The 22,343-nt window shown below is 63.7% G+C and carries 20 protein-coding genes and 2 pseudogenes; 5 read left to right on the top strand and 17 right to left on the bottom strand.

Going from position 1 to position 22,343, the window contains the following annotated elements:
• Positions 1-136: 136 nt before the first annotated feature.
• The 16 genes and pseudogenes from MESS4_RS10595 to MESS4_RS10520 form a co-directional block, all read right to left on the bottom strand.
• Positions 137-2,815, bottom strand: a complete 2,679-nt coding sequence (locus MESS4_RS10595) for a LuxR family transcriptional regulator (RefSeq protein ID WP_006329798.1) — start codon at positions 2,813-2,815, stop codon at positions 137-139.
• 260 nt (positions 2,816-3,075) lie between these two features.
• A complete protein-coding gene (locus tag MESS4_RS10590) occupies positions 3,076-3,558 on the bottom strand; it encodes a nucleoside deaminase (protein ID WP_006329797.1) in 483 nt (160 codons plus the stop codon).
• Between the two features lie 57 nt (positions 3,559-3,615).
• Positions 3,616-4,518: a sugar phosphate isomerase/epimerase family protein gene (locus tag MESS4_RS10585; protein ID WP_006329796.1), complete on the bottom strand. Its 903-nt coding sequence runs from the start codon at positions 4,516-4,518 to the stop codon at positions 3,616-3,618.
• A gap of 125 nt (positions 4,519-4,643) precedes the next feature.
• Entirely contained in the window at positions 4,644-5,099 is a 456-nt protein-coding gene (locus tag MESS4_RS10580) for a DUF1801 domain-containing protein (RefSeq protein WP_036241016.1), read from the bottom strand.
• 21 nt (positions 5,100-5,120) lie between these two features.
• Positions 5,121-5,588 carry a DUF1801 domain-containing protein gene (locus MESS4_RS10575; protein WP_006329793.1) on the bottom strand — a complete coding sequence of 156 codons (468 nt, stop codon included), beginning with the start codon at positions 5,586-5,588 and terminating at the stop codon, positions 5,121-5,123.
• A 37-nt stretch (positions 5,589-5,625) separates the two neighbouring features.
• Positions 5,626-5,853, bottom strand: a pseudogene (locus MESS4_RS10570) (hypothetical protein).
• Positions 5,854-5,921: 68 nt separating this feature from the next.
• Positions 5,922-6,335, bottom strand: a complete 414-nt coding sequence (locus MESS4_RS10565) for an SRPBCC domain-containing protein (protein WP_006329790.1) — start codon at positions 6,333-6,335, stop codon at positions 5,922-5,924.
• On the bottom strand, positions 6,332-6,655 hold the full coding sequence (locus MESS4_RS10560) for a metalloregulator ArsR/SmtB family transcription factor (protein WP_006329789.1): 324 nt from the start codon (positions 6,653-6,655) through the stop codon (positions 6,332-6,334). The genes MESS4_RS10565 and MESS4_RS10560 overlap by 4 nt, the downstream gene beginning before the upstream one ends.
• A gap of 21 nt (positions 6,656-6,676) precedes the next feature.
• A complete protein-coding gene (locus tag MESS4_RS10555) occupies positions 6,677-7,069 on the bottom strand; it encodes a VOC family protein (RefSeq protein WP_006329788.1) in 393 nt (130 codons plus the stop codon).
• Positions 7,070-7,394: 325 nt separating this feature from the next.
• Positions 7,395-8,273, bottom strand: coding sequence for an SMP-30/gluconolactonase/LRE family protein (locus MESS4_RS10550; RefSeq protein ID WP_006329787.1), 879 nt, complete (start codon positions 8,271-8,273; stop codon positions 7,395-7,397).
• 35 nt (positions 8,274-8,308) lie between these two features.
• A complete protein-coding gene (locus tag MESS4_RS10545) occupies positions 8,309-9,271 on the bottom strand; it encodes a 3-keto-5-aminohexanoate cleavage protein (protein WP_006329786.1) in 963 nt (320 codons plus the stop codon).
• Positions 9,268-10,215: a 3-hydroxyacyl-CoA dehydrogenase gene (locus MESS4_RS10540; protein WP_006329785.1), complete on the bottom strand. Its 948-nt coding sequence runs from the start codon at positions 10,213-10,215 to the stop codon at positions 9,268-9,270. Before MESS4_RS10540 ends, MESS4_RS10545 begins: the two co-directional genes overlap by 4 nt.
• 11 nt (positions 10,216-10,226) lie before the next feature.
• Entirely contained in the window at positions 10,227-11,033 is an 807-nt protein-coding gene (locus MESS4_RS10535) for an SDR family oxidoreductase (protein ID WP_081609689.1), read from the bottom strand.
• 13 nt (positions 11,034-11,046) lie between these two features.
• Entirely contained in the window at positions 11,047-13,128 is a 2,082-nt protein-coding gene (locus tag MESS4_RS10530; RefSeq protein WP_006329783.1) for an ABC transporter permease, read from the bottom strand.
• On the bottom strand, positions 13,125-14,657 hold the full coding sequence (locus tag MESS4_RS10525; protein WP_006329782.1) for a sugar ABC transporter ATP-binding protein: 1,533 nt from the start codon (positions 14,655-14,657) through the stop codon (positions 13,125-13,127). Before MESS4_RS10525 ends, MESS4_RS10530 begins: the two co-directional genes overlap by 4 nt.
• Before the next feature lie 81 nt (positions 14,658-14,738).
• A complete protein-coding gene (locus tag MESS4_RS10520; protein WP_006329780.1) occupies positions 14,739-15,866 on the bottom strand; it encodes a sugar ABC transporter substrate-binding protein in 1,128 nt (375 codons plus the stop codon).
• Between the two features lie 221 nt (positions 15,867-16,087).
• Between MESS4_RS10520 and MESS4_RS10515 the strand changes: the two genes are divergently transcribed.
• Entirely contained in the window at positions 16,088-16,768 is a 681-nt protein-coding gene (locus MESS4_RS10515; protein ID WP_006329779.1) for a GntR family transcriptional regulator, read from the top strand.
• Positions 16,769-16,895: 127 nt separating this feature from the next.
• Here MESS4_RS10515 and MESS4_RS10510 read toward each other — a convergent pair whose 3' ends face one another.
• On the bottom strand, positions 16,896-17,993 hold the full coding sequence (locus MESS4_RS10510; protein ID WP_006329778.1) for a lactonase family protein: 1,098 nt from the start codon (positions 17,991-17,993) through the stop codon (positions 16,896-16,898).
• Between the two features lie 199 nt (positions 17,994-18,192).
• Here MESS4_RS10510 and MESS4_RS10505 point away from each other — a divergent pair.
• From MESS4_RS10505 to MESS4_RS10490, 4 genes and pseudogenes are all read left to right on the top strand, one after another.
• Positions 18,193-18,743, top strand: a pseudogene (locus MESS4_RS10505) (MaoC family dehydratase).
• A 2-nt stretch (positions 18,744-18,745) separates the two neighbouring features.
• On the top strand, positions 18,746-19,906 hold the full coding sequence (locus tag MESS4_RS10500) for a CaiB/BaiF CoA-transferase family protein (RefSeq protein ID WP_006329775.1): 1,161 nt from the start codon (positions 18,746-18,748) through the stop codon (positions 19,904-19,906).
• The gene (locus MESS4_RS10495; protein WP_006329774.1) at positions 19,903-21,072 is read left to right on the top strand and encodes an extracellular solute-binding protein; all 1,170 of its coding nucleotides are present in this window, start codon (positions 19,903-19,905) and stop codon (positions 21,070-21,072) included. The genes MESS4_RS10500 and MESS4_RS10495 overlap by 4 nt, the downstream gene beginning before the upstream one ends.
• A 25-nt stretch (positions 21,073-21,097) precedes the next feature.
• Positions 21,098-22,285 carry an ABC transporter substrate-binding protein gene (locus MESS4_RS10490; protein ID WP_006329773.1) on the top strand — a complete coding sequence of 396 codons (1,188 nt, stop codon included), beginning with the start codon at positions 21,098-21,100 and terminating at the stop codon, positions 22,283-22,285.
• The last annotated feature ends 58 nt before the right edge of the window (positions 22,286-22,343 follow it).

Below are 22,343 nucleotides of genomic sequence, written 5' to 3'. Positions count from 1 at the left end.
TCGGATCAGGAAGGCGTGGACGATCTTGGGAAAGTCTTCCACGCTGCGAGCCCAACTCTATGCGTGCCGGCGGGTACGCAAATCGGTGCCATTACCCATTTTTAGGCGGCCGGTTTCCCAGTTTTCGCGAGCTTGCCTAGCTTTCACGGGCCTGCAGTGCGTCTGCCGGCGGCAAAAGCCAGGGCTCGCCGCGAAGGCGGAGCAGGATTTCCATCCGGTTTGCCGCACTGAATTTGCCGAGCACGGCGGAAACCTGGTGCTCGATTGTCCGCGGTGAGCGCGACAGGCGCCGTGCCGCCTCCTTGTTGCCCAAACCTTGAGCAATCATTGTGAGCACCTGTTGTTCTTGCCTCGTCAGGCCTAGCGGATGCTGCCTGGCCACGGTGTACGGCCCCCGGCGCTGCTTCGGCAGCTGACCGGCGGCTCCGATGCGCTGCGCCAGCTTTCGCGCCAGCGTTGCCGCGGGGCGCGCTTCGAGGCCCTCGAATGTCGTCACGGCGCGACCCAGCGCGGCGCCAGCATCGCTTCCGCGGACCTGCATAAGAGCGAGCGCCGACTCATAGGGAAGACCCAGGCGGGACCATTCAGCCGAGGCCGCCGTCGGGTCGCCGCGAAGTTCCAGTGCCCGCGGCAAGGGAATGCGGGCGGCCGGCACCGGCAGCGATCCCACCATTCCGCAGCGCTGCCACCAGACTGCCAGTTCGCCGACATCCCAGGGACGGAAATTGTCGAGGTCCATTTCGGCGAGGGCCGTCAGCTGCTCGCGGCCGGCGCCGGGCTCCTCGGCAAGCCAGGCGGCCTCGGCCAGCGCCAACCGAACCGGTATGACGCGTTGAGCCTCGCCGGTCGACAGACCCTCCTGGAGTGCCTGCTCCAGGAGGGCTACGCCACCGGGTTCACCCAGCCGGACCCGCGCCCTGCCGAGTTCCGTCAGAGCCGGCAGATGCATCACCATCGGCAGGCGCTCCAGATTCATGACGCCCTGGGCAATCGTCTCGGCCTCGCGAAAGCGGCCCTGCTCGTTACGAAGCTGCGCCTGCCGGCCGAGCAGGTATTGCGCCGCCGAATCGAGGTCGTGCCTGGCGCAATACGCAATCCCTTCCGCGAGCAGCCGTTCGGCCAAGGCAAAATCCTTGGACACCACCGCGCCTTCGGCGAAGTTCGTATAGGCTCGCGACGCGTGGTCGTGAAACCCGTGTTCGAGTGCCAGCGCGAGGCTCTCCTCCAGCCGTTCGCGACCGCCTGGACGGTCAGCGAACAAGAGAGAGGTGCCGACATTGTTCAAAGCGTGGACGCGTGTTTCGACTTCGCCCAATTGATCGGCCAGCGCGATCGCGCGCGAGCCCCAATCGATTGCTTCATCAAAGCGATAATGCAGCATGTGGAGCTGCGAGCGCGTGCTGTAGGCCATCGCCAGTTCTGGCCCAGGCGGCAGATTCTCCACTTCGCGCACCGCCTGATCCGCGTGGTCTTCAGCCTCCTGACCCTCTCCGCGGCGCCAGTGGAGACGCGACAGCCAACGCAGATTGGCCCCGACCTTGTCGATGCGCCCAAGCTCCCGCCAGATCGCAATGGCGCGATGCCGCGCCGCGATGATTTCATCATAGACGAACAGTGACAGACCCGCCTCGTAGGCCCAGTCTTCACAGAGCTGGGCTGCCTGCGCCGACGGAGCCTCTGAAACGTATCTGAGTGCGGTCGCCAGATGTGAAGCCGCCTCTCGATGCGCGCCCAGACGCGCGGCCTGCTGGGCGGCCCGCGGCGCAAGCTCCAGGACGCGTTCGCCGTTGTCGGCGCCCCCGGCATGGTGCACCCGCCGCCAAAGCAGAGCGCTTGCTTGCGCCGCCGGAAGCTCGGAGAGTGCTGCTTCGACTTTCGCATGAAGCGACCGTTGGAGAGACGGAGCGAGGCGGTCGAGGGTGGCTTCCCTGGCAAGCTCGTGGCGAAACGTCAGCGCGCCCTGACCGTCCCGCCGCAGCAATCCACGCCCCACGCACCGGTCCACGAGAGCTTCGGTCTCGTCTCCGAGAAGTGACCGGATCAGCCATGGCTCAACGCTGCCCGGCATAATGCTCATGACCTCCAGCACCTCGCGCTCTCCTGGGGTCAGGCGTGACAGGCGCGACCAGACCGCATCGCGTATGGAATCGGGCACGCGCCCCGGTTCGGCCTCACTGCTGGACAGAAGCTCGGTGACGAAGAAGGGATTGCCCTCGGTAATGCGATAAAGCTCCTCGGCGGAGCGGCCGGCCTGCTCGGCCAGCACTGTCACCGCCTGGGAAGACAGCGGTTCCAGCGTCAGGCGGCGCACCGAGGCTGACGGAAGGTCGCCGAGTACATGGGTCAGAGGATGATCGGCACTTATCTCGTCCCTGCGCATGCTGAGCACCAGCATCGTGCGAAGCAGGGAGACGCGGCGACCGAGGTATCTTACCAGGTCAAGTGTCGCATTATCAGCCCAATGCATATCCTCGAAGATAAGCACGGTCGTGCCCTTGGTGTGCTGAAGCGCATTCAACAACGCCGGAAAAAGCCGCTCCGGCGCCGCGGTCTCCTCGAGCAGCGCCGCCACGCGCGGGTCTAGCAGGTGCGCCATGTCCTGAAGAGGACCGAGCGGGCGTGGTGTAAAGAGCGCCTCGCACCCGCCCCACAGCACCCGGTAATTCCGGCCGGCGTCCTCCGCGAATTCGCGCAGGAGGGACGTCTTGCCGACGCCCGCTTCGCCGTCCACCAGCACCGTCCCGCCGTGTCCGGCCGCGGCTCTCTCGGCCCTGGCCAACAACGTTCCAAGGGGCCCCTCTCGCTCAAGCAGCATAAGAGCTCACACCTCCACAACCCTTGAAGGTACAGCAGTAAGCCTTGAGTGCAACAACGTCATTTCACGTGTGTGATCGGACTAACGATCGCATCATGCATATCACTGGCCGTCAACTGCGCTCGGACAGTGGTACGGCGTCGAGGAATATCCCGTCGGTTTCAGGCTCAAGCTGGATGTGAGCTAAGAGGCTCTCGCCACCGCGCGCGTCGCAAACGAGCGGACCGTTTCTTCAAACTGATGTTCGACCTGCTCCGGCATTAAGCTGAGCCCTGCCAGATGCCCTCGTGCAATTTCGCGGCTTCTTCGGCCAGCATCGGCCCGATGACCTCGACGGTGCGCTGACCGGCTTCGAAGACAACCCGGCAGGGCAGGTCGAGGGTCGGGTTTTCCGGATGATTGCCGGTGATCGCCTTCAACTCGCTTTCGCCGAGCCCATAGACGACCCGGCCAATGCCTGCCCAATAGGCGGCGCCCGCGCACATCGCACAGGGTTCGGCTGACGTGTACATGGTGCATTGGCCCAGGAAGGAAGGCTCGTAGCGCTGCGAGGCCCGGGTCATCAGCACGCGCTCGGCATGACCGGTCATGTCGCGGGTCGGATTGAAAGCATTCTCCTGCTCCATGAGCACGCTGCCGTCCGGTCCAACCAGGATCGCGCCGAAAGGATGATTGCCAGTTTCCTGAGCCCGGATCGCGACCTTGAATGCCTGGCGCAGGTAGTATTCGTGGTCGACTGTCAAGAGAAAGGCCCCTTTCTTCCTGGTACATCGCCAATGCTCGAGTACCACAAAATCCGTCTAATGTCGGCGGCCCGAACTCGGCCTGGCCCTCGCCGCCTCGATCTGGGATGCGGCGAACTGGCGGGCGTGCAAGGCGATCGCTCCGCCATCGGTCCACAGGTCCCGCCAGATCGCCAGATCGTGCGAGAGTCCCGGCGCCACCACCGCCGACGAGAAGGATTCGAACGTTATCGGCCCGTGGTAGCGGATGTCGTCGAGCGCATGGAAGAAGCCGGTGAAATCGATATGGCCGGAGCCTAGCAGACCGCGATGATTCTCGCCGATATGCACATAGCCGAGCCGGTCGCCGACCAAATGCAGCGGGCGCACCAGGTCGTCCTCCTCGATGTTCATGTGATAGGTGTCGAGGTGGATCATGATGTTGTCGGCGCCGATGTCGTCGGCCAATTCGAGGGCCTGTCTTGCCGTATTGACGACGTTTGTCTCGTAGCGATTGCAGACCTCCAGGCCAAGCACGACATCGACCGCCGAGGCAGCCTTGGCAAGGTCGCGGAGCACGGATACCGCATTGGCACGACCGCGGGCGCTTACCGGATAGCCATATTTGCCGAGGGCGCTGTAGAGAGCGCCGGTGAGCACGCGGCCGCCGAGGCCCGCCGTCGCATCGAGCGATGCCTTGAGCAATTGCGCGCCGCGTTCCACCACCGTGGTGTCCTCGTTGGACACGTCCGCATCAAAGGCGAGGCCGCGCGAGCAGGCGACCTGGAGCCCTGCATTATCCAGCAAGCCCTTTGCATGAGCGACGTCCAGCCGGTCGAGATCGTGCAGCGAAAGTTCGAGAAGGTCGAAACCCGACTGCGAGGTGCGAGCGACAGCGATTTCGATCGACTGACGCGATGTGTCGCCAGCCCACACCAGAGCATGAACACCCAGTGGATTTGAGGCGGTTATCTTGGTCACGAAGGTGCTCCCATGGCTGTAAAACTCCTGGCCCGTCAGGGCGCGAGTATGGTGGTAACGATATCATCGACGATCTGCGATCCGTCGTTATCGAAAAACCGCTGCGCACTTTTTCGCGACATGCATCAGGCGCTCCTTGGCGTCTTCCGAGAGCGGGTGGGGCGAGCTCGCGCCGACATGTTCAGTGCCACGGCGGCGCGGATGAGCACCTTCAATGCCTCTTCATCGATCGTGTCGGCTTCATGAATATCGATGGCGCGCCTGGTATTGCCTTCGAGGCTGGAGTTGAAGAGGCCCGAAGGATCCTCCAAAGAGGCGCCCTTGGCAAAGGTCATCTTCACGACATTCTTGTAGGTCTCCCCGGTGCAGATGATTCCGGCGTGCGACCACACCGGAACCCCTCTCCACTTCCACTCCTCGACCGCTTCGGGATCGGCCTCCTTGATGAGAAGTCGAACCCGGGCGAGGGTCTCGCCCCGCCAATCACCCAACTCCCTGATTCTCGCATCTATCAACTGGTAAGGAGAACCTTCTCCTTCCTTCGAGCCGCTCTTCTTCATGGCTGTTCTCGCTGTCTTCATGGTTGGTGTCGCTCTCCCCGCTCACATCCGTTCGCCGGGCAATTGGCTGGCTTGCTTCACCCAGGCGGCGAACTGGGCTTCGTCGAGCTGGTCGTCCTCATGGATGTCGAGATAGCGCACTTCCTTTTGCTTGGACTGGCCGGGCGGAGCAGGCAGCAGCGACGTGCCGCGGAAGAAAGCCACTTTGACGTATCTCGTGAAGCAATGGATGCCGAGGAACCAGCCCTGTCCCTCGATGCCATAGAGGGGCGAGTTCCATTTGACTGCCTTGTACACGCCGGGGACAGCGCGCGCGATGAGCGCGTCGAGGCGACGGCCGACATCGCTTTTCCAGCCCGGCATGGCCGCGATGTAGGCCTGCACGGGGGCATCCCCATAGGCTTTCGCGATCTGGGGGTTGCCGCCTGACAGGAGGGCCGGCTTCGCAGCGGCCTCTTGGACGGCGGTCTCCTTTGCGATCTTCGCCGGCTTCCTGGACGTCTTGGCCATTGTTCACTCCAGCAAATTGTTCACTCCAGTACGCTGTTTACTCCAGTACGCTAGCGCCTCGCCCGCTGCGCCACTTGGTGGCATAGGGCAGCACGAACATGTACAGGCCAGTGAACAGCAGCAAGGCGAGCGGCAGGAGTGGCGAGTAGACCACGCAGAGAGGAGGTTCTCACAGTCCCATGGCGACGAAGTTGGCGATGACGGTCAGCGTAAAGGCAATCGACAGCCAGCGGTGGATCCGCCTGATCCAATTGTTCCAATTCAATTGCACCTCCTCTGAAGACGAACCGAAGTGCCCGCTGGCGGCCGGCCCTCCTTGCAACCTGGCGGACTTCAATCCAACCGCGCCAAGACTTGTTCCAGGTTCGCAAAGAATTTCCGCCACCCGACCGTTGCGCCCTGATAATAGGGCCGCTGATCCGCCCGGAAGCCCGACTGCTCCATGCGCAGATGGGTTCCCGTGCTCGTAGGGGTGAGCGTCCAGGTGACGACACTCCTGAGATCCTTGGTGTCCCAGGTGTAAGACAGCGTTTTGGTCGGCTCGACTGCCTGGACTTGACAGTCCACAGCGCCCCAGTCCGCGCTAAGATTGAAATGGCGGCCCTTGTCCGGCTTGAAATCGTTCTTCATCATCAGCCACTCCTCGATCAGGTGTGATTGCGTGAGCGCGCGCCAGATCTTTTCCGGCGGATAAGGGATCTCACGCTCGACAACGACGGAACGCGTTTCGGTCGTTGTTTCATTCATTGGTCCATCCTTTTCAGCAAGTCTTCGAGGTGGTCGAACCGGGCTTCCCAAAACCCGGCCATCTCGCTTGTCCAGTCCATCAAGGGGGCAAGCGCGCCGAGCTGCGCGCTATAGTGGGTCTGTCGTCCTTCATGGCGGTCGCGCACGAGGCCGGCCTGCCGCAGAAGGCCGAGATGCTTCGAGACGGCCGGTTGCGAGACCCCGGCCTGAGCCGTCAGGGCCCCCACGGTCTGCTCTCCTTGGCGGCACAGCCGTTCGAAGATCGCTCGCCGCGTCGGGTCGGCGAGCGTCCTGAAGAGCACATCGTGAGCGTTCGTCATTTGGGATCGATAGTTCTCGCCTTACCAGCGCGCCAGCTGGGTAATTTGAACAAGGTTGCCGCAAGTGTCGTTCAGCTGGGCGATGGTCGAGCCGGTCACCTCGGTCGGTGGCATGGTGAACTCGGCGCCGCGCGCCTTGATGCGCTCGTAGTCGCCCTTGACGTCGTCGGTGAAGAACATGACCGCGGGCTGGCCTTGCTGGAATATGGCTTGCTGGTAGGCCTTGGCCGCCGGGTTGTCGTTGAGCGCGAGTTGCAGCTCGGTTCCATCCGGCTCGTCGGGTGAGGCCACGGTCAGCCAGCGATACGGCCCGTTGCTGAAATCGGTCTTCTTCGCAAGGCCGAGCACCTCGGTGTAGACGCGCAGAGCCTTTTCCTGGTTGTCCACATACACGCTGGTCAATTTGAGCTTCATTTGCACTTTCTCCGTTCGTCACGTTCGCGGTGCGCGCCGCGTCATTCCATAATCAATAACCAAATGGCTATTGATTGACGTATAACCACGGAGATATGCGTTCGTCAAGCGGGAAGGTGGAGTGTGCCTTCAGGCTTGACGCACAGCGTCCTCGAATGCGCCGACGATGGCCTTGATCAGGCGTCCGTGATCCTGTCCTCTGCCGGGCTGAGCCGAGAGCCGTCACCCATACCGCCCTGTAGCAGAGGACGGAAACTAATGCATGTCGCGCAAAAGTGCGCTGCCGGTGCTACGAGGAGCCTTGTGCAAATATCGGCGGGTCGTTTCAGCCGCCAAATCTCGGTTCCGGTGTTCCGGTCACGCCAAGGCCGGTGATCGCGAAAAGGCTGCCGCGCAAGACGCCGTCGCCGGGAAAACGCGGCAGCGGCGGCTTGGCCATCGAGGTGACGTAGAGGATGTCCAGCTTCGGCCCGCCGAACATGACGCTGGTGATTTTCTTCACCGGCATGTCGATGATGCGATCGATGCTGCCGTCGGGCGCATAGCGCACCAGCCGACCGTCATAGACCAGCGCATTCCAGAGGAAGCCTTCCGCGTCGACCGTCGATCCGTCGGCTGCTCCGCCGCGGCTGGTGTCGACACGGGTGAAGGTGCGCCGGTTCGTCGCCGCGCCAGTGGCAATGTCGTAGTCATAGGCCCAGATCTCGCCAGTCCAGGTGTCGGCGAAATAGAAGGTGCGGTCGTCGGGGCTCCAGCACGGGCCGTTCGAGCAGATGATGCCGGAATCGATCCTGGTGACGGAAAAATCCGGATCGAGCCTGTAGAGACCGCCCGATGGCCCCTCTTCCATCGTATCCATGGAGCCGGCAAAGAAACGGCCGCGCCGGTCGACCTTGCCGTCGTTGAGCCGGTTCATCGGTTTGTCCGGCTCCGGGTCGTGGATCAAAGTCACATCGCCAGAGGCGAAATCGAGCAGATGGAAGCCGCGTTGAAGCGAGACCACGGCGCCACTGCCATCCTTGCGCAGTGCCATCGAGCCGATCTTCATCGGCACGTCCCATGAGCGGATCTCGCGTCCATCGGCGGTGGCGCGGAACACCCGCCCGTCGAAACTGTCGATCCAGTAGAGACGCTGCTGCTCGACGTCCCACAGGGGTCCCTCGCCCAGCGTGGTCTTCACGTCCACAACCACTTCGATCTTCATGCCTTTCTCCTTTGTTGGGCCCGCGCTGCGATTGGCTAGAAAGCGACCTTGTCGCCGCCCTTCAGTGACAGGATCGCGCGCGCCTCGTCGGGCGTCGCCACCTCCATGCCGAGCCCCTCGATGATCTTGCGGGCAAGCAGCACCTGTTCGGCATTCGACTTGGCCAGTCTGCCCTTGCCCGCCCAGAGACTGTCCTCCAGCCCAACGCGGATGTTGCCACCAAGGGCCGCCGATTGCGCGGCTATGCGAAGCTGGCTGGCGCCAGCGCCCAGCACCGACCAGCGGAACTGGTCGCCGAACAGCCGGTCGGCGGTGCGCTTCATATGGGCAACGTCTTCGGGATGCGTGCCGATGCCGCCGAGCAGCCCGAACACCGACTGCACAAAGAACGGCGGCTTCACCAGCCCGCGGTCGGCGAAGTGGGAGAGGTTGTAGAGATGGGCGATATCGTAGCACTCGAACTCGAAGCGCGTGCCATTGTCGTAACAGGTCGCCAGAATGTACTCGATATCCCTAAACGAGTTGCGGAAGACGAGGTCGCGCGTCGCTTCCAGATGTGGCTTTTCCCAGTCGAACTTGAAGGTCTGGTATTTGTCGGCGAGGTGATAGAGCCCGAAATTGATCGAACCCATATTGAGTGATGCCACCTCGGGTTTGAACTGAGCGGCGGGCCGCACGCGCTCCTCGACCTTCATATAGGGGCTGCCGCCGGTGGTGATATTGATGGCGGCGTTGGTGCCTTGCTTGATGCGCGGCAGGAAACGGCCAAAGGCCTCGGGCGTCTGGTCGGGCTTGCCGGTCTCAGGGTCGCGCGCATGCAGGTGCAGGATCGCGGCGCCGGCTTCAGCGGCGGCGATCGCCTCGGAGGCGATCTGGTCCGGCGTGATCGGCAGATAGGGCGACATGGTCGGCGTATGGATCGCCCCCGTCACAGCGCAGGTGATGATGACCTTGCCGCTGGTCTGCATGGCGCCGGGCTTGCGGCTTGTTTGCGTCATTTTCCAAACTCCCGATCCGATTTTTTCTTGTGCGCCGCCAGTGCCATCAGCCGGCGGTCGCGCCACACCTGCCGCTCGCCAAGGCTCTCCCGCGGCAGGCGCTTGCGCCGGCCGGCTTCCACCGTCGCCATCACCTCGCCGGCCCAGTCGACGCGGTGCAGCATCTGCGGGAAGATGTTCGAATAGATCGACTGGTAGCGCTCGACATAGTCGCGCACGCCGCCGGGCGCATTGAGATCGATCGTCTCGAACGGCCCCATGAACGACCAGCGCAGCGCCAGCCCGTCGCGAATGCCGATATCGACATCCTCGACGCTGGCATAGCCGTCGGCGACGAGCCGGAAGGCCTCTTCCAGCAGCGCGCCCTGCAGGCGGTTCATGATGAAGCCGTCGAGTTCGCGCTGCATCACCAGCGGCGCATGGCCGGCCTCGATGAGGAAGGTGCTGGTCCTTTCGACCGTCTCAGTGGAGGTCCATGGCGCCGGCACGACCTCGGCCGCCGGGATGAGATAGGGCGGATTGATCGGATGCACGACCAGGCAGCGATGCCGCCCTTGCAGATGGTCGGTGAATCTTGACGGTAACAGCGCGGAGGTCGAACTGGCGATTACCGCTTGCGGACCGGCAAGCGCATCGATCAGGGAAAACACCTCACGCTTCACGTCGAGGTTTTCCGGCGTGTTCTCCTGGATATGGACGGCCTCGGCCAGCGCCTCATCGAGCTCCGCGACGACGGCGATGCGGCCAAGCACGGCGTCGACCGCCTGCCCGCGCAGCAGATCGTTCGCTGCGAGGTCACCCAGCACACCGCTGATGTAGTCGCGGGCGCCGCCTGTCGCGGCAGGCCACTGGTCCCACATCCGCACATCATGGCCGGCGCGCGCGAAACTGATCGCCCAGGCCCGCCCGATGAAGCCACTGCCGACAATCGCCACCTTTGCCATCGATCGGCTCCTCAGAGTGTTTCGACATTGCCGTCGACGCCGAGCGACTGGCCGGAAATGTTGACGCCCGCATCGGACAGCAGGAAGGCGATCATCGCGGCGACGTCGTAGGGGCTGGTCATGCGGCGCAGCGAGATGCTCTGGAGATAGCGCCCCGTCATCTCCTCGTGGCTGATGCCGACCTGCCTGGCGCGTGCCGCAATGACGCTTTCGATGCGCGGGCCCTCGATGATGCCGGGCAGGATGGCGTTGACCCTGATGCCGTGCGGCCCGAGTTCCTTGGCGAGGCTCTGCGTGAAGCCGACGACGCCGAACTTGGCCGCCGAATAGGGCGTACGGAACGCGTAGCCATGGCGGCCCGCCGCCGATGACATCGATACGATCGAACCGCCGCCCGCCGCCTTGATCAGCGGCACGGCGCGCCGGGCGCAGAGGAACTGGCCGGTCAGGCAGATGTCGATGCAGCGCCGCCAGTCCGCCGGATCGATCTCGTCGACGCCGCCGGTCGGCCCGGCGATGCCGGCATTGTTGATCAGCGCGTCGAGTCCACCGAGCTTTTCCTTGACCGTCTCGAACAGCCGGTCGACATCCGCCTCACGCGAGACATCGGCCTTGACCGCATCGACGAGCGCGATCTTGCCGGGGGCAGCGGCCAGCGCTTCGTCGGAAACGTCGCACACCATGATGCGCGCGCCGAGCCGCGACAGTGTGTCGGCGATGGCCAGGCCGATGCCGCCGGCGCCCGCCGTCACCAGCACGCGCTGTCCTTTCAATCCACCCAGAAACTCGTCCGCCGTTTCAGGCGCCTTTGCGCTCATCATCCTGTCCTTCTCATTGCAGTCGCCGTTCGCGCAGCGCCATGACGGCGCCCAGAACGACCAGCCCGTAAAGAATTGCCCTTGTGGCGTAGGGAAGCGTGGTGCCGGCCAACAGCATCTGCAACGCCGTCAGCAACAGCACGCCGCCGAGCATGCCGAGATAGTGGCCGCGCCCACCAGTGATCAGCGCGCCACCGACCACCACCACGGCGATCGACGGCAACAGATAGTCGTCGCCCATGCCAAGGCTCGCCTGGCCCGAAAAGCCGGTCAGCATGATGCCGACGAGCGCCGCGCAGACGGCCGAAAGCATGTAGACCAGGATCAGCGCGCGCTCGACGCCGATCCCCGACAATCGCGCCGCGCGCAGTCCGTTGCCGATGCCGTAGACCCGGCGTCCGAACGGGGTGCGCCCAAGCAGCAGCACCGCCGCCACAACGAAGACAACCATCAGCAGAACGATCGGTGTCACGAGACCGAGCCTGGCCGTCATGAACCAGCGCAGCATCGGCGAGGAAAAGCCGGCTGGCGTTCCCTGCGAATAGAGCAGCGCGCAACCTTGCAGAATACCGTTGGTGGCAAGCGTCATGACGATCGGCGAGATACCGAGATAGACGATGCCGAAACCATTGGCGAAGCCGATCGCGCAAGCGATCAGGAGCACAGTCGGCAAGGCGTAGACGAGCGCCGCGTCGGAGCCGTTGACCATGCCGGCCAGGACGATGCCGGAAATGCCGATCGTCCACGGCACGGAGAGGTCGAGGCCTCCGGTCAGGATGACGGTGCCTTGTCCCAGCGCCAGGACGGCGAGGAAGGACGACAGCACGAGCAGCGAGTTCCAATAACCCGGATTGAGGATGGTGCGGCCGAGCCATATCTGCGTGACGACCACGATGATGATGAGGCAGACATAGGCAGGCAGTGCATAGCGCAGCGTCTCGGCGTTGCGCAGATGGAAAGCCGGGCGCGGCGATGCCTGGCTGCGCCGGTCATGCGATGGCCGGGCGATCTTGAGACGCCGGTCGACGCGCTCAAGCTGCGAGGGCAATATGCCGGCGCGCCAGGCGGCAAGCCTGGCTCGCGCGGCACGCAGTTGCACCGCAAGCACCGATGTGTGCGAGATCGAGCCGGCAAGAGCCGCCAGCACGAGAATGGTGCCTTCGGCGATGGTGGAATAGTAGGCCGACACATTGAGCACCAGCAGGATGTTCACCACGATCATCAGGATATAGGCGCCGAAGACGGTGCCCACCGGGCCGCCCTGCCCGCCGCCGAGACGCGTGCCACCGACGACAACCGCCGCGAACATCGACAGCAGCAGCGGATTGCCGACCAGCGGATCGCCGCTGCCGGTCTGGGCGCTGATGAACACGCCGGCAAGACCATAGCAGCCGCCGGCGATCACATAGACGGCAAAGCGCACCAGCACGACATCGATGCCGACCGCCGCGGCCGAATCCGCGTCGCTGCCGACGGCATAGAGCGCCGTGCCGAAGCGGGTTCCCTTCAGCCAGAACCAGGCGAGGAGGACTATACCTATCACCACCAGCGGCATCGGCAGCCAGCCGGTGATCGCGTCGCCGAGATAGAAGGTGCCGAGATCGGGCGAGACGAAACCACCGGGCTTGTCCATCACCAGCAGCGTCACGCCTTGCAGGATGAACATGGTGGACAGCGTCACCACGATCGGCTGCATGCGCAGCACCGCGATGAAGAAGCCGTTGAAGGCGCCCACCGCCATGCCGACGCCGATGCCGACCGCCGTCCACAGGATGATGCTGGCGCCAGGCGCCATCGGGTCCATGCTCGATGCCAGCACGACATTGACCAGCGATATCACCGCGCCGGCGGACAGGTCGAAGCCGCCCGCCAGGATCACAATGGTCTGGCCGATCGCCGCGAGCGCCGAGGTCGCGCCACCACTCGACAGGAAGGACACGTCGAAATAGGTGAGCGGCCCGGCGCTGACCCAGTCGACGATGAAAAGCAGGATCGCAAGGACGGCCGCGGCGATCAGCGCGCCACGATTTCGCACCAGCGCGCGGCGCAGCCCGACGCTGCTGGAGACAGGGGATGACAGTGCTGCGCTGCTCATGCGGCGACGTCCCCGGCATGCCCGAGCGCCGGGCGCATGATGGCCGGTTCGGTAATGGCGTCACCTTCGAGCTCGGCCGCGACGCGCCCGTCATAGAGAACCAGCACCCGGTCGCATTGATGGACCAGTTCGGGAATCTCGGTCGAGTGCAGCAGGATCGAGCCGCCGGCGGCCACATAGTTTCGCATCATCACATAGAGTTCGTGCTTGGTGCCGACATCGATGCCGCGGGTGGGATCGAACAGAAGCAGGATGCGGCTCTGCGCCACCAGCCATTTGGCAATGGCGATCTTCTGCTGATTGCCGCCGGAAAACGCGCCGGCCCGCGTCCACAGTGCGCGACGGTCGACTTCAACGGTGGCGAACGCCTCCTCGACGGAGCGCATCTCGGCCCCAGCATCGACGAGGCCGAAGCGCGTGAAGCGCGACACCACGGGCAGCGTGGCGTTCTCACTGCCCGACAATTTCAGGAACAGGCCTTCGGACTTGCGGTCCTCAGGCACCAGGCCGATCGCCATGTTGGGCCGCAAAGCATCGGCGGGTGAACCAAGCCATACCTTGCGGCCATCGACCAGGATGTCGCCGCGGGTGATTTCGGCCATGCCGAAGCAGGCCAGGAACAGGTCCTGCTGGCCCATGCCCTGCAATCCCGCGACGCCGAGGATCTCGCCCTTGCGCAGATCGAAGCCGACACCGTCGAGCTTGCTTCCGACCTTCAGGTCGCGCACGCCCAGAACCGGCGGCCCGAAAGCCTGGGCACCGTCGGGCTTGGGCGGAAAGGTCTGCTCGATGCTGCGGCCGATGATCTTTTCGATCACGTCCGCGTCCGAGACATCGGCGACCGGGGCGGTGACGATATGGCGGCCGTTCCTGAGGATCGTCAGCGTCTCGCAGAAGGCGCGGACCTCGCGCATGCGATGGGTTATGAAGACGATGGTCGTGCCTGCCGCTCTCAGCCTGGCGATGATGTCGCCCAGCCAGTCGACGTCGCGGCCGGCGAGCGTCGAGGTCGGCTCGTCGAGCAGCAGGATGCGCGGTTTGCGATAGACGGCGCGCGCGATCTCGATCTTCTGGCGCACCGAAAGCTCGAGCTCGCCCACCTCGGCATCGAGATCGACGGAAAAGCCGAGATCGTCGATGTGGCGGCGGACCGCCTTGCGCGCGGCGGCGCGGCGGATCAGGCCGGAGACGCCGACGGGAGCGTAAGGCAGCAGCATGTTGTCGAGGACGGTGAGATCGCGCACCAGGGTCATCTCCTGGAACGCGGTCTGCACGCCCAGCGCATGCGCGGCGCGCGGCGCGCCGTAGCCGACCTCCTTGCCGAAGACGCGGACATGGCCTTCGCTCGGCCGCACCAGTCCCGACAGCAGCTTCACCAGTGTCGACTTGCCGGCTCCATTTTCCCCCAGCAGCGCATGGACGCTGCCGGGCGCAATCCTGAACGATACGCCGTCGAGCGCGACGGTCGGGCCGAAGGCCTTGCTGATGCCGTCGATCTCGACGGCGGGAAGCTCGGGGGGTTCTGTCATTGTCCTCGCTCGCCGGCTTGGCGCAGATCGACGATGCACGGACCAGATGTCCGTGCATCGTCACGAGTGCCTTGGGCAGGCTTACTCTTCGGGCTGGCCGACAAGTGCGGCGGCGAGGCCGATCTCGGGGGTCTGGTCGGAGAAGATCGAGGCGAACCAGCCGGGATTGGAGACGAGCGACGGCTTGAAGGCGTTGCAGCCGGCTTTCATCTCCGCCCAAGTGCCTTCGTCGCATAGCTTGATCGTCTCATTGGTGACGACCGGCAGCGGCAAGATGGTGGTCTTCGGCACATCCTTGCCTTCGATTGCCTCAACGGCGAGTTTCAGCGCAAGCGCGCCGGAATATGGTGGCGAGGCATAGGAAATGCGCGGTGCGCCGAGCGGCGCATAAGGAGACGCCGCACCCTCGACCTCGGTACCCTCCGGCAGCATCTGGACGCGGCCGCCATTGGAGCCTTCGCCGGCGCAAGGCAGGAGTTCGCTGGTCTTTTTGCCGGCCTCGAGCTGCATCGAGTTGGCGGTGAAGCAGCCGACCTGCATCCACAGACCGTTGATGTCGTCCCAGTTGCGGGTGGCCAGGATTTTCGAAAGCTCGGTGCGGGCAACCGCCTGGCTCCACATGCCGACAGCCTCGCCGACGATCTTGATGTCGGGATATTTGGCGAAGACTTCCTTGGCGGCCTTTGTCCGTTGATCGTCGACGGATGTTCCCGGAACACCGGTGATGGCGATGATGTTACCTTTGCCATTGAGCTTTTTTGCGAGCCATTCGGCGGTCACCCTGCCCGCTTCCAACTGGTCGATATGGACGTTATAGGCACAAGGCTCGGTGATTTCGGCGTCATAGGCAAATACCTTCACGCCCTTGTCGCAAGCATTCTTGACCACTTGATTCAGCGCGGTCGGCGAGATCGGGAAGATCACGATGGCCTCGGCGCCCGCCTGCACCATCGCGTTGATCTGCTGTATCTGGCGCTGCGCATTCGGCCCGGCGACCTGAACCTGCAAATCGACCTTGTCGGCCAGGCTCTTGTGCGAGGCCATTGCCTTGACCATGTTCGCCGCCTCGGCCTGCCAGTCATTGCCGATGAAGCTCATGCTGAGAAATATCTTGTGCTTTTCAGCCGCCTGCGCGGCGGACAGGCCAAAAGCGCATGCAGCCATGCCGGCCAGCAGCGCGAGCCGCCGGACTTTCAATCCGATACCCATGTGAAACTCCTCCCAATCCGAACGACCGAATGCCTCCCAAGGGCACGAAGCGTAACCCTTGTCATTCGATCTGGGCGACCGTAACACGATTTGATCAAAGATCAATGATGAAATAGCTTAATATCAAAACCGGCGGTCGCGGGCGCTTGACGCGGCAATCCGAACCTTGCATTCCGGAAACAGGCGATAGCGTCGCCCTCGGGCGGGAAGGTTGACGGGAGATGGCTGGATCGGCGTATAGGAAGCCGGGGGTCGAGATCACCCCCCTGTCCAGGGAAACCCTGCAGGACAAGGTCTATAGTCAGGTCACCGAACTGATCCTCGACGGCAGCATCGTACCGGGCGAGATGGTGACGGTTCAGAGCCTCGCCGATGCCTTCGGCGTCAGCCCGATGCCGGTCAGGGAGGCGTTGCGGCGGCTGACAGCCGCCAATGCGCTCATGGTGGTTTCGGGCCGATCGATCGGCATTCCGGCGCTAAGTCGCGCGCGCTTGATCGACCTCAGGAATGTCCGGTACGAGATCGAAGCCATCGCCGCCGCATGGGCCGCGGAGCGCATGGACGATCAGGGCGTGGCGCTGCTGCGCCAACATCTCGATGCGCTCGAACAGGCCAATGCCGCCGGCGACGTCAAATCCTATCTCAGGGCCAACTATGCCTTTCATTTCTCGATCTATCGGGCGGCCGGTTCCGAGAACATGCTCAACATCATCGAGAACCTGTGGCTGCAGATCAGCCCCTATTTCAACATGCTGCACGATTCCGGGAACTATTCGACCGCCAACGAGCATCATAAGGAGATGTTTGCGGCCTTGCGCGACCGGGATGCGGAGGCGGTTCGGGCCGCGGTCCGCGCCGACATCGATGCGGCCTTCGACGTGCTGGTCGGTTTGCTGGAATAAGGATTTGGATCCCGCGGCGGCCCGACCGTTCGAGTAGCCCGAAAGGGATTCCGCCTCTAGATCGGATTGCGCGGTGTCGCCCGGCACTCAACGCAACCGCAAGTTATGCCTTGGCGTCTGCAAGCGATCAACGCACGATCCTTACACACATTGGCGTACCGATATCGATGGATTTACCGGTGTCGGTGAGCAGTCCGGTCAAGGCATCGCGGGCAAAAATGGAGATGCGGTCGGCATTCTGATTGGCTGAAAAGAGATGGCCGCCGGACGGCGTCAGCGCGAGATTGCGCGGCGTCGAACCACCACAAGGGGTGTAGTCGACCAGGCTCAATGCCCCCGTCTGCTGGTCGACCGCCATGATGACGATGCTGTCGTGACCACGGTTGGAACCATAGACAAAACGGCCGTCCGGCGCGATCTGGATATCGGCGCAATGATTGCTGTCGCGCGCCTCGGCCGGCACCGCCGGCTTGGCGTCGATGACCGAGAGCTTGCCGCCAGCTTCGTCCAGCGCCATCGAAACGATGGACGAATCCAGTTCGTTCATGACGAAGACGAAGCGCCCGTTGGGGTGCAAGGCAAGATGGCGTGGGCCGGCGCCCGGCGGCAGAGCGGATTCGGCGAACCTGCTCAGGTTCCCATCCGGCTCGATCCGATAGGAGACCAGCCGGTCGGTGCCGAGGTCCGCGACGACCGCCGTTCCACCGCCAATGGTTTCGGTCACGCTGTGGGCATGAGACCGCTCCTGCCGCGCCGCATTCGGACCCGTGCCGGTATGCGATACGCTGGCCAGCGGCGCCGACAATGCGCCATTCTCCTCAAAACCATAGACCGCCACCGCCCGGTCCGGTCCACCCTCGCCCATGCCGTAATTCGCCACCAAAAGCTTCGTTCCGTCACGGGTGATGGTGTTGTGCGCGGTGATGCTGCCCAGCGAAGGCTGCTTGTTCAGATAGCCTAGCGTGGCCGTCGCGCGGTCAAAGCTGTAGGCGGAGACAGTTCCTTCCCGCCAGGTGAAGACTTCCGAGTTAGCGTAGATGCGTGCGCCGTCCGGGGTCACCGACAGGAATGTCGGATTGTCGATGTCATCGGTCTCGGCCAGTTTTCGCGTCTCCAGCGTCTCTTCGTCGAAGTCGTAGACGCTGAGGCCGACACCGCGCGCGCCCTGAAAATACGGCGCCTCGCGGTTCAGACTGCCGATGAAGACCAGACAGGCATTCCGCATGATTTCCTCCCCTGCCCGCCAGCGCTTCGGCGCGCGGGAACCACCAAAATTTCGCCTGTTCACGCTTGCAACACAACCCCATATGTGAAAATACTATTTACAAAAGAAGATTGATGGGAGGGAATGGCGTGCTTTTCGACGCTTTGCTGCATGTTCAAGCGGTCGTGCGGTTCCGCGCCCAGGGCTGGCGGAACCGGTCATGAATGACTTTGCGCCAACTGTCGGCGTCGCCTCGACGCATCCTGCCAACATGCCCAGGGATCACGCGGCGCTGCCGGTGTGGAATGCGGAGAACTGGTTTTACGAAGACTGGCCGGTCGACCAGAAAATACGGTCGTTGCGCCGCACGATGGCGGAAGGCGACAGCCACCTTTTCAACGCGCTGGTGCTCGATATCCACCCTTATGTGCAGGACCAGATGTTTGCCGAGACCGAAGGCATTTTCGGCAAGCGGCTGATCGCCGGCGCCTTTGTCTTCTCGGCGGGGCTGGGGCTGGTCGCCACCATTGCATCAATGCCTTTTCCTACGGCTATGACAGGCTGCGTTTCATAAAGCCTGTCTTCATCGGCGACACGATCTATTCGATCCGCTCCAACCTCGACAAGAAGCCTCGCTACAAGGAGATGGGGCTGATCCGCGCCCGCTATGAAGTATTCAAGGGCGAAGGCGAGATGGTTCTCTATTGCGAGCACCTGCAGACGGTGAAGTACCGCAACCCTGCCGATTTCGTCGGCAAGACGGAGAAATAACGATGCCGGCAGCAGCCGAATTGCCGCTTGCCGGTCTTACCGTCGTCGACATGAGCCAGTTCCTGTCCGGTCCCTATTGCTCGCTCCGGCTGCTCGATCTTGGCGCCCGCGTCATCAAGATCGAGCGGCCGGATGGCGGCGACCTGTCGCGCCGGCTTTACCTCAGCGACACCGAGATCGGTGGCGATTCAACGATCTTCCATGCCATCAACCGGGCCAAGGAAAGCCTCGCCATCGACCTCAAGAACGAGGCCGATCTCGAGGCGCTGCGCGGGCTTCTGGCCAAGGCCGATGTGCTGATCCAGAATTTCCGGCCGGGCGTCATCGAACGGCTCGGCTTCGGCTATAAGTCCGTCCGCAAGATCAACCCGCGCCTGGTCTATGCCTCGATCAGCGGCTATGGCGAGGAGGGCCCATGGGTCAAACGGCCCGGTCAGGATCTGCTGGCGCAGTCGCGGTCCGGCGTGATGTGGCTGAACGGCGACGAGGACCAGGGACCGGTGCCGTTCGGCCTCGCCATCGGCGACATGCTGGCGGGTGCTGCCTGCGCGCAAGGCATACTGGCGGCACTTGTGCGGCGCGGCATCACCGGCCGGGGAAGCCATATCGAAACCAGCCTGCTGGAAGCGCTGATCGACTTCCAGTTCGAGGTGCTGACCACGCATCTCAATGACGGCCGCCGCTTGCCAAGGCGCTCCAGCTTTCGCAGCGCGCATGCCTATCTGTCGGCGCCCTATGGCGTGTATCCCGCCAAGGACGGCTACCTCGCCGTCGCCATGACGCCGATCCCCAAGCTGGCCGATCTTCTGTCGCTCAGCGAATTGGCGCCCTATCGCGACAGACCGGCATCGTGGTTCACCGCGCGCGACGACATCAAGGCGATCATCGCGCAAAGGATCGCCACCAAGACGATCGACGAATGGCTGGCCATTCTGGAGCCGGCCGACATCTGGTGCGCCAAGGTGCTGACCTGGCCGGAAATGCTGGCAAGCGAGGGGTTCCAGTCGCTCGACATGTTGCAAACCGTGACGCGCGAGGACGAAGTCTCGATCCTCACCACCAGTTCGCCGCTCAGGGTCGATGGTATCAGAGCCAAGGTCGATCGGGCAGCACCCCGCATCGGCGAGCACAGCGCCAAAATCCGCGAGGAGTTCGGCCTGTGAGCACGCACACGCTCAAGGGTATGACCTGGAGCCATCCGCGCGGCTACGATCCAATGGTCGCCTGCTCTTCCCTCTGGGAGCAGAAAACCGGCGTAGCCATCGAATGGGACAAGCGCTCGCTGCAGGATTTCGAGTCCTTCCCGGTCGAGGAACTGGCGCGGGCCTATGACCTGATCGTCATCGACCATCCGCATGTCGGCCAGATAACCGCGGAACGCTGCCTCGAGCCGCTGGATGTCGCCGGCCGCGAGGCGGAGCTTGCGGCCTTGGCCTCAGGCAGCGTCGGCCAATCCTATCCGAGCTACAACTGGCAGGGACGGCAATGGGCATTTCCGATCGATGCGGCAAGCCAAGTCCAGGCCTGGCGGCCGGACGCGCTTGACGCCCCGCCCGCGCGCTGGAGCGAGGTGCTCGATCTCGCCCGGCAAGGCCGCGTGCTGCTGCCGCTGCGCCCGCCCCATTGCCTGATGGTGTTCTACACGCTTGCCGGCAATCTCGGCCATCCCAGCGCGACCAATCCCTCCCATGATCTCATCGATATCGAGGCCGGCAGCAACGTCTTCGAAATGATGCGCGAGATCGCGGCACTGGCCGACCCGGCCTGCATCGAGATGGATCCGATTGCCGTTTCGGAACGCATGGCGGAAGCCGGTTCCCGGTTCGTCTGCGCGCCGCTGATCTATGGTTATGTCTCCTATGTGGCGACTGGTTTTCGCGCGAACCGGTTGGCCTTTGCCGACATTCCGCTGGTCGGCTCAGGCGGCCCGATCGGTTCGGCGCTTGGCGGCACGGGCATAGCGGTCTCTGCCTTCTCCAGGGCGAAGGCTGCCGCGACTGACTTCGCCTATTGGGTCGCCAGCGGCGAGGTCCAGCGCGGCACCTATGCCGCCTCGGGCGGCCAGCCGGGCCATGCGGCGGCGTGGGAGGACCAGACCGTCAATGCCGCGACCGGCAATTTCTACAGGGATACGAGCGCGACGCTGGAAGGCGCGTGGGTGCGGCCGCGCCATGACGGCTATATGGCGTTCCAGCAGGCGGCATCCGACTGCATCATTTCCGGCATGACCTCCGGGCGCCAAGCCGCCCGGGTCGTTGCCGATCTCAATCGCCTGTTTCGGGGAAGCGTCCCGGCGCAGGTGTCCGGCGCTGCCGGTGGAGGAGCCTGAGCGAAACCGAATGGAGGAGAACGAGATGACAGGAATGATCCGCGGCCTGCTGGCCGCAACCGCCCTTGCCTCGATTGCAACGACTGCCCTGGCGCAGGACGTGCAAGGCGTCATCGGCGGGCTGCCGACGGAACTCAAGGCGCAATATGACGGCGCGCCGCAGAAGGTGCTGCCCTCGGCCTGGGACGATTTCACGCCGCCGCCGAAGCCGTGGAAATGGTGCCACTCGGAGTCCTACCAAGGCAACCCGTGGCGGGTCACGGTGACCAAGGAGTTGAAGCGTCTTGTCGAAGGGCTGGTCGCAGACGGCACCGTCTCCAGCTTCGAAGTTTCCGATTCCAACAACGACGCCAGCCAGCAGATCAACCAGATCCGTGCTTTCATCGACAAGAAGTGCTCGATCATCACGTCGATACCGGGTTCGGCGACGGCGCTCGACGATGCCATCGACGCGGCCGCCAAGGCCGGCATCCCGTTCATCACGGCGGCCGGTTCGGTGACCAGCCCGAACGCGATCAATGTCGATTCCAACTATGCGCGCTGGGGCTATGACATGATGACGGCGATCGGCAAGGCCCAGCCGGACGGAGCCAGCATCCTGCTGGTCGAAGGCATCGCCGGCCACCCGATCGTGGTTCAGGAGCGCCAGGGCGCGGACAAGGCTCTGGCCGAAAATCCGAAGCTCAAGATCTCGCGCAACGTCAACGGCAACTGGACGGCCAACGTCACCAAGACCGTGGTGCTGCAGGCGATCGCCACCAATCCGGCGCCGATCGATGCGGTGTGGACGACAGGCAGCGAAAGCCGCGTCGTTGCCGAAGCCTTCGCCGAGGCCGGACGGCCGGCGCCGCTGATCACCGGCTCGATCACCGGCGATGCGCTGGGTTATTGGAAGGCCAATCCCGACAAGTACCGCTTCGAAGGCCATGCCGTGCTGCCGCACTGGACCGCCGAGACGCTGTTCCGCGTCGGCGAACGCATGCTCGACGGCCAGAAGCCGAAGCTGAACACGCTGCTCATCCCGATCCCGCCGGTTCACAGCGCCGATCTCGGCGCGTGGTACAAGGACTGCATGACGACGGATGCGGTGTCGATCTTCCCGGTGCCGCCAACGGACCCGATGCCGGAAGAATGGCTCGATGCCTATTTCTCGAACCCGGCGCCGACAAAGGGCTGGGATTATTCGAAGGTGCCAGATGCCTGTGCAAAGTGACGCCTGCGCCAAATAAGGTCACGGCTGGTCGGTTCCTTTCCGGGAGCCGGCCAGCCAG

Origin of the sequence: Mesorhizobium sp. STM 4661 (assembly GCF_000359125.1) — a bacterium.
Taxonomy (GTDB): Bacteria; Pseudomonadota; Alphaproteobacteria; order Rhizobiales; family Rhizobiaceae; genus Mesorhizobium.
This window is presented reverse-complemented; position numbering and strand designations above follow the sequence as displayed.